We start from the raw sequence: 13830 nt of genomic DNA on the forward strand, positions 1-13830 counted from the left end.
CCATGAAAACAGTATTACTTAGCCTTATCTTACTCTTTTATAGTATTGGTTTACTCTCGCAAGAGAATAACAAAGAGATTATTAAGGTATCGACCCATGACTTGACTATGGTCTTCACTACCTCTGTGAATGAAAAGGTCCTTTTCCAGTATTTTGGTGATCATTTGTCAGATGCCTCCGCTTTTCCCGGAAAACGTTTTAAGGAACAACCTGACAACGGTACCGGTTATGCTCCTACACTTTATCCGGCATACGGGGGGCGCTACTTTTTGAATCCGGCTTTAAAGTTAACGCACGCCGACGGAGTCTTAACAACGGATTTAGTCTTTGTAAATCAGGAAACAAAGAACCTGGATGCCAACCGGATTGAAACTATTATCCGCATGAAAGATACGTTGTATCCGGTTTTTGTCGATGTACATTTCATGGCTTATCAAAAGGAAAACGTCATCACTCAGTTTGTTACGATCAAACATCAGGAGAAGAAAGCATTGGAGGTAGAAAACCTGGCGTCGGCCTATCTTCCCCTACATGCCGAATCTTATTATCTGACTCAATTTCATGGAACATGGGCTGCTGAAATGCAGATGGTAGAAGAAAAACTGACACATGGGATCAAACGGATTGAATCTAAAAAAGGAGTGCGGACCAATCAATCGGAAAGCACCTCTTTCCTTCTGTCATTAAATGGTCCGGCCGATGAAGACCACGGGGAAGTCTATGGCGGTTCATTGGCATGGTCCGGTAATTTCTCTCTTTCTTTTGAAGTTGATGAATGCGGGGTGCTGCATACTCTCACCGGAATGAATACTTTTGCTTCCACCTATCACCTTCTTCCCAATGAAACGTTGAGAACGCCGGAAATGGTTTGGACTTTCAGCTCGTCCGGTAAAGGACAAATTTCCCGTAATTTACATGACTGGTCGCAAAAATATGCGTTGGCACATGGCGATCGGTTGCGTCTGGTCTTATTAAACAGTTGGGAAGGTGCTTATTTTTCCTTTGGGGAGAAGACAATAACGGATATGATCGATGCAGCCGCTGATTTCGGAGTGGAAATGTTTGTTTTGGATGACGGGTGGTTTGGAAATAAATATCCACGGAATAATGCGGATGCCGGCTTGGGTGACTGGCAGGTGAACCGGGAAAAGCTACCGCGCGGGATCGATTATTTAGCGAAATATGCGGTAGACAAAGGATTGAAATTCGGTATCTGGATCGAACCCGAAATGGTGAATCCCAAAAGTGAATTAGCGGAGAAACATCCGGAGTGGATCGTAAAGAGCGGGAAAAGAGAGATCATACCGATGCGTAATCAATGGCTGTTGGATTTAAGTAATCCGGCGGTACAGGACTTTGTCGTGCAAACCTTTGATGAGGTGATTGCCTTGTCTCCCAATATCAGCTATATTAAATGGGATGCGAACCGGCATGTCGATAATGTAGGCTCCGATTATTTATCGGCTGGCGATCAGACCCATTTCTGGATCGATTATGTAAACGGGCTTTATAGCGCTTATGAACGTATCAGAGCCAAACATCCGGAGGTAATGATCCAACTCTGTTCTTCCGGAGGAGGACGGCTGGACTTCGGCGCACTTCGTTTTCATGATGAATTCTGGCCGAGTGATAATACGAATGCGTTAGATCGTGTTGCGATCCAGTACGGAACGAATCATTTCTTTCCGGCTATGGCTACCTCATCGCACGTATCACCCAGCCCGAATCATCAGACCGGGATGATCACACCGCTTAAGTTCCGTTTTGATGTGGCGATGTCCGGTCGTTTGGGAATGGAAATCCAACCTAAAGATTTGGCTGGAGAGGATTTATCTTTTGCTAAACAGGCGGTGGAAACCTATAAACAGATCCGTCCGGTCGTACAGTTAGGGGATTTATACCGGTTGGTCTCTCCTTATGGAGAAAATGGATGGGCCTCCCTGATGTATGTTTCGAAAGATAAAAAAGAATCGGTATTCTTTGCTTACAGTTTAAAATATCATGGACGGACCACATTTTTTGAGACAAAACTGAAAGGACTGGATCCGGCTAAAAAATATACGGTAAAGGAGATTAATAAGCATTCGGGTAGTCGTGTTTTCTGGGGAGACGGACAGACTTTCTCCGGAGAATATCTAATGAAGGCAGGGATCAACTTAACCATAGGGAACCCATTTGAGAGTGCAGTCTTATTAATCACGGAATTTTAATTTTATACCCTTATTCATCATGCATAGAAATGTATATAAATGGTTTGCTGTTATACTCTTGAGTTTCCTCTTATTTTCTTGTGGGGATACGGCTTCAATCAGATCCGGAAATTGGAAAATAAACTATGATCCGGAAAGTAAAGGAGTCCATATCGAAAAAGAAGGTAAGCGGATTTACGAAAATGTATATGCTTCTTATAAATTGAGTGGCAAGCTGATAACAACAAGGGACTATACAAATAAAGAAGTAGAGCGGGAAACTGTTGAAGATCTCTTCGGAAAGGGCTCGGTCTTAAGACTGACCTTTAAAGGGGCAGGATTACCCACGCTGATACAATCTTTTTATGTATATCCGGGCAAAGACTATATTCTTACGGATTTCACTTTGGAAGATCAAATGGAAATTTCCTCCAACTATATGGCTCCGGTAACGATCGACCGGATGTCACCGGTCTTGGAGAAAGGAGATAACCGGGCCTTGTTCATTCCTTTTGATAATGATAAGTGGATCCGCTATCAATCTCATCCGCTGACATTCGATAAACTGACCAGTTATGAAGCGACTGCGATTTTTAATAATCAAACACGCAAAGGTTTGGTAATTGGGTCCGTGGAGCATGACAGTTGGAAGACCGCGATAGATATCGGCAAAAGCGATCATTCGAATCCGGCTACTTTGGTTTGTTACGGAGGTGCGGCGGATACACTTACACGGGATGTTAAGCCGCATGGAGCCTTAAAAGGAACTCGTATTAAATCTCCCAAAATCTTGTTAGGCTATTTTGATGATTGGAGAATAGGATTGGAGACGTATGCCAAAGCAAATGCAACGATTGCTCCTCCCAAAACATGGGAGAAAGGAATACCTTTTGGATGGAATAGTTGGGGAGTACTGCAATTTAATCTTACTTATGGTAAGGCATTGGAAGTCTCTGATTTCTTTAAGAATAAATTGCAGAATAATCATTTTGCAGATTCTGATAATACCGTGATGATCGGCTTGGATTCAGGTTGGAACCGTTTCACGGAGGAAGAATTGAAAAGCTTTGTCGATCATTGTAAAGCCAATGGACAAAAGGCCGGAATTTACTGGACTCCATTTACCGATTGGGGGAAAAATCCGGAAAGAGTGATAAGCGACGCTCCCGATTACCAATTTAAAGATGTTTATTTATATGCGAACGAACAACCGCAGGAATTGGATGGAGCTTATGCCATCGATCCTACCCACCCGGCAATCGAGCAGCAAATGAAGAAAATCTCCGATCTGTTTCATCGCGCCGGTTTTGAATATGTGAAGATGGACTTTATGACGCATGGTGCTATGGAAGCGGATAAGTGGTATCGGCCGGAAATTCAGACAGGTATTCAAGCCTATAATTATGGAATGAAATTACTGGATAAGTACTTTGGGGACATGTATATCAATCTGTCCATCTCTCCCGTTTTTCCGGCTCATTATGCCCAATCCAGAAGAATTGCCTGTGATGCATGGAATAAAATAAAAGATACGGAATATACGATGAATGCATCCTCCTATGGTTGGTGGCAAAATTACGTATACAAGTATAATGATGCCGACCATATTGTCTTACAACAAGCGACTGAAGGAGAGAACAGGGCACGCATCACTTCCAGTATTATTACAGGGATTTTTATTACTGGAGATGATTTTAGTGCGGGTGGTTCACAAGAGGGAAAAGAGAAAGCCGAAAAGTTTCTGACAAATCCCGAAATAAATGCAGTGGCTACCGGAAGAGCTTTTCGCCCGGTGGAAGGAAACGGGGAGTTTTCCGAAAGTCAATTTGTACGTCAGGAGGAAGACGGAACCTTCTACTTCGCTTTATTTAATTATAGCGAACAGGAGGTTAAAACGACAATCTCTTTAGACCGGATTGGATTGGATGCAAAGAAAGAATATCAAATGAAAGAATTATGGAGTGGGAAAAACGTGCCGGTCAAAGAATCGTTCGACATTGCGATTCCCGCTAAAGATGTGTTACTATTTAAATATAAGAATAATTAACCTTATTAATGTCAGTAAATTATGAAAAGGATGAAATTGGTTAGTTTTATGCTGTTTTTGTTTTGTTGCACACAGATGTTTGCACAAAACAGGACGATAACAGGTCAAATCACTGATGGTAGAACGTTGGAGCCGCTGTTGGGAGCCAGTGTTACTGTCAAAGGGACAACCGTAGGAACGATGTCGGATGTGGATGGAAATTATTCCATAGCGATATCCTCTCCGGATGCTGTTTTAGTCTTTAGCTATATCGGGTATAACTCAAAAGAGGTAAAGGTCGATAATCAGACTGTTATCAATATTGACCTCACGGAGGATGCTCAATCGTTGGATGAAGTGATTGTCGTCGGAGCTTCATTTAAGAAGAGCGACTTAACGGGTGCGGTAGGAAGTGTCAATGCGAAAGTGTTGTCTGAAAAACCGGTTACGACTATTAATGAAGCCATTCAGGGACGTGTAGCCGGTGTCTTTATCTCGAAAGGTACACGCCCCGGAGATGATGCTTCCATCAAAATCCGTGGTGTAAATACCATTAATACGTCTACCGATCCGATCTATGTGGTGGACGGTTTAGTGATGGATAACTATGCTTCGGGCTTCAATTCGATCAGTGTGAACGATGTGGCCTCGATTGAAGTCTTAAAAGACGCTTCTGCTACGGCCTTGTACGGTTCCCGCGGTTCAAATGGAGTCGTGCTGATTACGACTAAAAAAGGAAGCGGGGAAGGAAAAGTGAGTTATGACGCTTGGTTTGGAGTACAGGAGTTTGCAAAAGTACCGAAGACGATGAATACACAGCAGTTATTTGATTTAAGGAAAGATGCGTATGTAAACGGCTTCCGGTCGACCAATCCGGGTGGGAATGTGGATCAGTATGTCAACGATATAATCATGGGGAGCAATACGGTCTTTGCCGATTATGAGTTTGACGCCTATAAGAACAATGACAACTACAACTGGTTGGACGAGGTGACCCGTACCGGTTTGCAGCAAAATCATTCTCTGAACTTCTCCGGAGGTACGGATAAAGGCAGCTATTATTTAAGTATGGGTTATTCCGACCAAAAAGGCTTGATGAAGAAATCCGGCCAGAATAAATATACCGGTCGTATCAATGCGGAACAACTGATCAAACCTTGGTTGAAAGTCGGTACGAATACTACTTATATGCGTACGAAAGATGAAATAGTGGACGATGGCGTGATGAACCGGGCGCGGAATGCAAACCCGATGTTGGCAATCGATGACCAATTACCGACCTTGAATTATCAAGGTATATTCGATCAAAATAATTTCAACCCGATCCGTTCGTTAACTGTCGATCACGATCGTACACGGAATCGGATTCTTTCGGCCAATTATTTGAATATTAATCCGATTAATGGTTTGAATATCCGTACTTCGCTTTCTTTGGATTATGCGGAGCAGACGGAATTTACCTATACTCCGAAAGATATTTATGAGTCTATCCGTTATTCGCAGGATGGAGAAGCTAAACAGAACCGTGATTCGCGTACCACTTGGCAATGGGACAATACCGTTTCGTACGATACTTCCTTCGGCCTGCATCATATCAATGGCCTGTTGGGTACGAGTACCACCCGGACAGACCGCAACTATACGAACGTGACCGGTAAAGGTTTTGGTACGGACTTGTTTTCTTATTATAATATCGGCGCTTCTTATAAGAAAGATGAGAGAGATATTGGTTCCGATTTTGTCACGGCAACATTGATGTCATATCTTATACGGGCTAATTATAACTATGCCGGGAAATATTATTTGACAGCCACGGCTCGTTATGACGGTTCTTCCAAATTTGCCAAAGGCCACCAATGGGGTATCTTCCCTTCATTTTCCGGCGCATGGAATATAGCAGAAGAAGCCTTTATGAAAGATCAATCTCTTTTTGACCAGCTTAAACTGCGTGTCGGCTATGGCGTCGTGGGAAACCAAAATATTGACGATTTTGCCTTTCGCAGCCTTTACAGCCCAAGTGTAAACAATGGGGAAGTTTCCTATGTATCCAATGGACGCAGGGGGACAGAGGATATTACGTGGGAAAAACAAAGACAACTCAATCTCGGTTTCGATATGGGATTTTTGAATAACCGTATTCGTTTTTCCGCAGATGCTTTCCTCATTAAGAATAAGGATTTGTTGATGAAGCGTTCGTTAGCAACGACAAGTGGCTTTAATGAAGCTTTTGAAAATATCGGCGCGATTGAAAATAAAGGAGTTGAATTCTCTTTGAATGCAAATCTTATTGACACAAAAGATTTCCAATGGAATGCTTCTGCTACCTTATCGGCAGATAAGAATAAAATTACCCAGTTATATGGTACGAATGACGTGATTTATAATGTAGACGCTGATCGTAATATCCAGAAAGAAGGAAACTTATTTTTGGGGGAATCCAGAAACACTATTTATATCTGGAGAACCGGCGGTATTGCTCAGGCGGTTGATCTGGATCGATTAAGTAAGATCGACTTTAACGGTTATCATGTAGGTGCCGGTGATTTATATCCGTTGGATGTAAATGATGATAAAGTGATTGATGAAAATGACCGGGTAGTAATCGGTTCTACCGACCCTAAATTCTACGGTGGTTTTGCCACTGATTTCTCATGGAAAGGCATTAGTTTGAATGCGGTATTCAATTATTCTTATGGGGCGAGAAAACTAAGTCCTTACTATGAAGGTTTAATTACCAGTGTGGGAAATAGCGCTGCCTCCGTTGATTTACTGGACCGATGGACCACGGATAATACTACGGCTAAGTTTCCGCGTCCCGTGACAGGTTTTGATTATAATCATTACAGTGCAAGTAGTATGGATTTCAGTGTGCAGAAAGCTTCTTTCCTGAGACTCTCGACGCTGACGTTGGCCTATACCTTTGAACGTTCGATCGTTGAAAAATTGAAATTGGGTAATTTGCGGGTCTATGCAACAGGCTCTAATTTATTCTGTTTAACCGACTATAATGGATATGATCCTGAAACAGGCGATTGGTATCCTCCTACAAGAATGTACGTATTCGGTTTGAACGTAAGTTTCTAATCAATTGGATATTTAATATTATAATGAAAGTAGCAATGAAAAATATAAAGAATAGCACAATCATATATGCAGTCGCTTTGGCGTTTGCAGTAAGCAGCACCTCTTGCTCTGACTTTCTGACGCAAGAGTCAAAGACTGCTTTGACGGAAGAACAGGTCTTCTCAAAAATAGAAAATGTAGAACCGCTGGTTCAAGGCTTGTATGTTAAATACCGGGGATGTAAGGAAGGTCGCAACGGATTAATGGTTAATCTGGGACTGGACGAAAGCCAGCAGGGGAATTTCCAACTCATTTCATCGGGCTCTCAGGCCGGTATGGATAAATATAATGGATTGCTGAACCCTACTTCTACGCAGGTGGCTGCTATCTGGGGGAACCGATGGCCGGTTGTAACTGCCGCGGCTAAAGCTATTTATGCGCTTGGCTTAACGGAAGAAGAGCCTGACAAAGCAAAACAGTTATTGGGAGAAGCCAGCTTTATCCGGGGAATGCTGATGATGGAGTTGAGTATGTATTGGGGGGAGATCCCGATTATTGATATGAGCCGTACCTTAGAACTGGGGTTGGGACGTCAACCCTTGACCGAAGTTTGGAAATACATTATCAACGATTTTAAAACGGCGGCGGATAATTTACCCGAAAGATGGGACGACCCGAAACGTGCTACATCAGGCGCTGCATTGGCAATGCTTGGGAAAGCTTATATGTATGCACCGGTTGAAACCGGATTGCGTGACTTTGCTTTGGCAAAAACCTGTTTTGAGCAAATGATGGGACGTTATTCATTGGTTCCTAACTTTGCCGATTTGTATGCGTATGATAAACCGAATTCAGTTGAATCTATCTTTGAATTGCAATTCAACAATATTTGGCCGGATTGTAATTATTGGCAGTTTGACTGTGGATCTAGAGCGGTAGATTCCTGGTTTTCACAAGGATGTTATTTCTCCGGTTACGATTTTTTGGTTCCGACTCCGTTCGCTTACCATACGGTTGCAGAAGGAGGTATTTGGGAAGAGGGTGATTTGCGTAAAGATGCCAGTTTGCGTTACGATTTTACCTATCATGGTGTAACTCCTGACTTGTCTAAAACGCAATGGACCGGTACTACCGATGAGCTCGATCCTCATATTAAAAAGTTTGAAGATCCACGTACTGACCAAGACAATGGAACTATTGCGAATATGTGGAATTCCGGCAAGAACTTTGCAGTGATCCGTTTAGCGGATATCATCCTGTTGTACGCAGAATGTCTGAATGAACAGGGGAATACCTCGGATGCGGTAACATTGGTCAATGATAAGATCCGTGCCCGTGCATGGGGTGGTGTTTTGCCGGCTAATCAAAGGTGGAATACAGGTATGTCGAAAGACGAATTTAAGACAAAAGTGATGGATGAACGTTTCCGTGAACTTTGTTTTGAAGGTTGGCGCCGTATGGACTTGATACGTACCGGTAAATTTGTGGAGTTGGTAAAAGAACGTAACCGTTGGGCAAGAGAATCGGGTACGATCCAGGACTTCCATGTACGTTATCCGATACCGGATACCGAAATTAAAAGTAATGAAGATTTCAGCGGGGAAGACCAGAATCCGGGATATACACAAAGCAACTGATAAAGGAGGGCATGGTATCGATCCATGCCCTTTTTAATCTTATATTGCAACCTCTTAAAAATAGACTTTCGAGTAGATGAACATACGGATTAAATCATTGTTGCTACTCAAAGATCGTTTTGTTTGCTTTAGTTCGGCGTAGCGTCTTCGCTACGTCGTAGCTAAAAGCAAGGCTCCGCCTTGCATATATATAATATACAAAGCTGGAGCTTTGTTTCTAACACGACATAGCGAAGACGCTACGCCGAACAAAAAAGGGTAAATGTGTTTACCTTGTTGCTGCTACTCAAAGATCGTTTTGTTGCCTATGGATGGTTTCATTGCTGCAATCGAATTATATTTTTAATAATTGTTGAATATATTTTTGACAACTGTTGAATTATTTTTTGACAACTGTTGAACTTATTTTTGACAATTGTCAAAAATATAATTGGATTGTAACAAACAGACCGGAATCAAGCGGGAAATCAATCATTGGCAGGCAGGAAATTGATACTTGAAACGGGATAAACCGGTAAAAGAATAGGTTTTATAAAATACAAACAAATGAATAAAAGACGGATAACTTTATTTCTTATTTTTTGCATCAGTCATTTATTGATTATGCAAACTGTGTTGGCTGCCGATCGGCAGACAATAGAAGGGGGCAAGTGGGAAATTGTATATCATAACGATTCGAAGACTTGCGATTATGTATATAGTGGGAAAACCATTTTAGCCGGTGTTTTTGTACAGGCGAAGAATAAAAATCAATTTATTCAGAGTACGGAATATGCCGCACCCACTTTTACCCAAGAGAATATAACGGATGTGTTTGGCAGTGGTGTAAAACACACGATCACTTATTCCGGGCAGGAGGGACAACCGGATTTACAGCAGGTATTTTATTTTTATCCGGACAAAGATTACTTTTTGACGGAAGCATCCATCGTATCGGCAGAGGAAACATCCAGTAATTATATCGCCCCGATTGTAACTTCTACGGTCAGCTCTTTTCTGAATAATGATGATTCCAACAGGATATTATCCGTTCCGTTCGATAATGATGCGTGGGTAGGATATTCCGCTTTTCCGTTGGAAAAAGACTCGGTTTCTTTTGAAGTAACCGCTGTTTATAACGGGAAGAGCCGGGAAGGTCTGGTACTGGGTTCGGTGGAACATGATACGTGGAAAACCGGGATTCGGTACGCTGTCAGCAAGAACCAGCAAATTAATAAGCTGGAATGTTTCGGCGGTATAACTCACTCGTTGACGCGCGACGTAAGTTCTTTAGGTGTTTCTATTCCTCACGGAGCTATTTCCGGTACGAAATTGAAATCCCCGAAGTTGTTGGTCGGGTGGTTTGGGGATTGGCGTAAGGGACTGGATACTTATGGTGAAGCCAATGCACTTGTTACTCCTCCCCGTAAATGGGAGAAGGGTAATGTTTTTGGTTGGAATAGCTGGGGGGCTATGGCTGAACATTTGAATTATACCGGGGCTTTGGATGTCTCGGATTATATAAAGACCAATTTGCAATCCAAAGGCTTTCATAATAATGGAGATACGTATGTTATTCTGGATTCGTACTGGGACAATTTGAACGAGACGCAATTGCAGGGTTTTGTGAACCGGTGCGTGGCCAATGGACAAATTCCCGGAATTTACTGGTCTCCTTTTTCCGATTGGGGAGAGAATGGGCAACGGACGATGGAAGGGAGTAATACGAAATATGAAGACGCTTATTTGTATGCGAACGGAGAGATCCGGAAAATTGCTTCCCGGGCTTTAGACCCGACGCATCCGGGAACCCGTCTGCGGATGGATTATTTTATCAAAATGTTTAAACGGCTGGGGTTCAAATATATTAAGCTGGACTTTCTAAATAATGGTATTTTGGAAGCCGATTCATATTATGATAAAGAAGTAACGACGGGAGTACAGGCTTATAATGAGGGTATGCAATATCTGGCGGATTTATGTGGGGAAGATATGTTTTTGGCCCTGTCTATTGCTCCTGCCTTTCCCTCCCAATACGGTAATTCAAGGCGGATCAGTTGCGATGCCTGGGGAGCCAAAGAAGATAGCGAGTATGTAATGAATAGTTTATCGTTCGGTTGGTGGCTCGATAAAGTATATCCGTATAATGACGGGGATCATTTAGTGCTTTATAAAGATTCTTACAGCGAAAGTGAAAACCGTACACGCATCACTTCCGGTGTAATCACCGGAACGTATATATTGGGAGATAATTTCAGTCAGAAAGGTACATATACCGGTAATCCGGAAGCCCGCACAAGAGCGGAAAAGTATGCGACGAATGCGGATATCAATGCGATTGCTCAAATCGGGAAGTCCTTTTTCCCGATAGAAGGGTATCTGGCTTCCGGCACAAATAGCTGGGGAAGGAATAGGGGAGAAAGCCTCTTTATGTTGAATGCCGGTCAATATATCTATGTGGCTATCTTCAACTTTTCGTCTGAAATGGTTTCGGGAACTGTTGATTTATCCAGATTAGGAATCTTCTCCTCTCAAATTAAAGAGATCAAAGAGCTGTGGTTTGATAGAATTGTGACCTTGCAGGGAGAAGCATTATCTTATATGATCACTGCAGGAGATACTCGCGTTTACCGCCTTGAGAAAAATGAGAATGCAACGGATAATCAGGCGATAAAAGCTGTCAGTGGCGATATGAACGGCTGGACCACGGAAAACCGCTTGTTTTTAAACACGGACAAACCTTTAGAGAATATTAGCTTATTTTCTACACAAGGGATCTTGGTGAAGAGGCAGAAAGTCTATGAGCAACAAGCGCAACACGAGATTAATATCTCCGGACTTCCTAAAGGCATATATATTGTACAGGCAGTGACTACCTCAAAGGAAGTGGAATCGCTGAAGTTTGTTAGAAGATAAGACAACCGAGATAGGTGAAGATAACACGACAAACAGGAGGGAAGACAGCTTCCGGAGAGACGATCTTTTTGTTTCATTTGATCAATGACTCCGGCGCCTATGTTGCACTGACCAATTTAGGTGCAACGTGGGTGTCGGCTGTGATGCCTGCTGCGAACGGAGCGCTGGAAGATGTCTTATTAGGTTATGAAGATGTGCAGGGATACCTGTCCGATCCTTTTTATATGGGAGCGACGATCGGGCGTTTTGCCAACCGCATTGCGAATGCAACCTTTTTTATTGGAAATGAGGCGTACGAGTTGGAAAGGAATGAAGGAGCCCATACGAATCACGGAGGTTTTTCCGGCTTTCACAAAAAGGTCTGGCAATGGGAAGAAATAGCTTCCGGCATTCGTTTTACCTTGCATTCTCCTGATCGGGAAGGGGGCTATCCCGGCAATTTGTTCGTTTCGGTGGATTATCAATTGGATGAAGAGAATACGCTTCTGATCCGTCATCGCGGAATAACGGATGCTCCGACCTGTCTTAATATGACGAATCATGCCTATTTTAATTTGAACGGTTCGCCTACTACCGGCATTGCAGCTCATCATCTTCTCATTCCTGCCACGAAGATTGTGGAAACTGCGCCGGATTTTATCCCGACCGGGAAGTTTACAAAGGTGGGCGGAACCGTCTTTGACTTTACCTTCCTTCATGCGATCGGAGATTCTTTATCTGCTGCCGATGAACGGCTGATCCAAAACAGGGGGTATAATCATTGCTACGTGTTAAAGGAGTCTGTTTCGCCGGAAATGAAACCGGCTGCCCGTCTGGTCGAACCGGTTAGCGGACGGGAATTGGTTGTAGAAACGGATTTACCGGGTGTATTGCTTTATACCGCCGGATATTTAGAGGATTCCCGGATTGGGAAAAAGGGAATCCCTTTTGCTCTGCATACAGGCATTTGCCTGGAAACGCAATTCTTCCCGGATGCACCCAACCATCCCGGTTTTCCTTCTTGCCGATTGAACCCCGGCGAAGTGTATGACCACCAAACCCGTTATTGCTTCAGAACGGTGAAAGACTAATCACCCTTTCTTCTGCGCCCGGTATTCGGAAGGTGAGATCCGCATGGTCTTAGTAAATAAGCGTGAAAAGTATAAGGGATCTTCATAACCGACTAATGGACTGATCTGATTGATTTTCATGTCGGTGAAATCCAGATAATGGCAGGCTTCCTGCATTCTCAGATGAGTCAGGTAACGTAAAGGGGAATAGCCCGTCTTGTGATAGAAGAGGTTCGAAAAGTAGGAGGCCGACAATTTTACTGTCTTTGCAAGATCTTCCAGGGAGAGCTTACGGCTGATATTCTCACACATATAATGGATTACCTCTTCTACCACATCCTTCCTTTCATGTCCTGCCGCATTTGAATCGCGATATTCCCCGATAAATTTCATTGAACCTAAGAAATGAAAAAGACTGGTTATTGCATATAACATATAGTTCTTGCTGTATCCCCGGTTTAAGGATGAATAGATTTCTTCAAACAAATAGAGCCTTTCCTTGATCCGGGAATCCGCATGGGGAGAGATATTTGTCGGACGGTCAAAGTTACTGCTGAAGTAAGAGGCTTTTTTTCCGTTGAAGTGCATCCAGTATATTGTCCATGGATTTCCCGCATTGCTTCCGTAAGAGTGGGCTTTATGTACGGGCAAAATAATAAATTGGTTAGGCAGGACCGTTTCTTGTTTATTTTCGAGTTTGACCCATCCCTCTCCTTCCACACAGTAGATCAGGACAAACTCTTTAGCTTCCTCCTCGGTTCGTTTGCGGTAATGAAAACGGGCATGCGGATAATATCCTATGTCGGTGATATACAGTTCGCTTCCCAAAGTATCCTGCTTCAGGTCATCTTGAATGAACGAAGGAATTATTATTGCCCGTTCCCCTCTGAATCCTTCTTTTATTCGTGGCATGTAATAACTGGGATGTTTCTTTCGGCAAAGATAAATAGATTTGAGATAGATGAGATATA

General features: G+C 42.9%; 7 protein-coding genes. 6 read left to right on the forward strand and 1 reads right to left on the reverse strand.

Annotated features, from left to right (window positions below; all coding sequences use genetic code 11):
* Window positions 1-2 precede the first annotated feature (2 nt).
* The 6 genes from BQ8014_RS06070 to BQ8014_RS06095 all read left to right on the forward strand — a co-directional run bounded on the left by BQ8014_RS06070 (window position 3) and on the right by BQ8014_RS06095 (window position 12880).
* Window positions 3-2210 carry an alpha-galactosidase gene (locus BQ8014_RS06070; protein ID WP_080903590.1) on the forward strand — a complete coding sequence of 736 codons (2208 nt, stop codon included), beginning with the start codon at window positions 3-5 and terminating at the stop codon, window positions 2208-2210.
* Between the two features lie 19 nt (window positions 2211-2229).
* On the forward strand, window positions 2230-4236 hold the full coding sequence (locus BQ8014_RS06075) for an alpha-galactosidase (RefSeq protein ID WP_080903591.1): 2007 nt from the start codon (window positions 2230-2232) through the stop codon (window positions 4234-4236).
* Between the two features lie 21 nt (window positions 4237-4257).
* Complete coding sequence (locus BQ8014_RS06080; RefSeq protein ID WP_080903592.1) at window positions 4258-7299, forward strand: SusC/RagA family TonB-linked outer membrane protein; 3042 nt, start codon at window positions 4258-4260, stop codon at window positions 7297-7299.
* A gap of 35 nt (window positions 7300-7334) precedes the next feature.
* The gene (locus tag BQ8014_RS06085; protein ID WP_080905845.1) at window positions 7335-8915 is read left to right on the forward strand and encodes a RagB/SusD family nutrient uptake outer membrane protein; all 1581 of its coding nucleotides are present in this window, start codon (window positions 7335-7337) and stop codon (window positions 8913-8915) included.
* A 546-nt stretch (window positions 8916-9461) separates the two neighbouring features.
* Window positions 9462-11810, forward strand: a complete 2349-nt coding sequence (locus BQ8014_RS06090) for a T9SS type A sorting domain-containing protein (protein ID WP_080903593.1) — start codon at window positions 9462-9464, stop codon at window positions 11808-11810.
* Window positions 11811-11824: 14 nt separating this feature from the next.
* Window positions 11825-12880 (forward strand): aldose epimerase family protein, encoded by a 1056-nt coding sequence (locus BQ8014_RS06095; RefSeq protein WP_080903594.1) that lies wholly within the window; start codon window positions 11825-11827, stop codon window positions 12878-12880.
* Here the strand turns inward: BQ8014_RS06095 and BQ8014_RS06100 are convergent, their stop codons facing one another.
* Entirely contained in the window at window positions 12881-13771 is an 891-nt protein-coding gene (locus tag BQ8014_RS06100) for an AraC family transcriptional regulator (protein WP_080903595.1), read from the reverse strand. It lies immediately after the preceding gene.
* Window positions 13772-13830 lie beyond the last annotated feature (59 nt).

Origin of the sequence: Parabacteroides sp. Marseille-P3160, from assembly GCF_900162725.1 — a bacterium.
Classification (GTDB): domain Bacteria; phylum Bacteroidota; class Bacteroidia; order Bacteroidales; family Tannerellaceae; genus Marseille-P3160.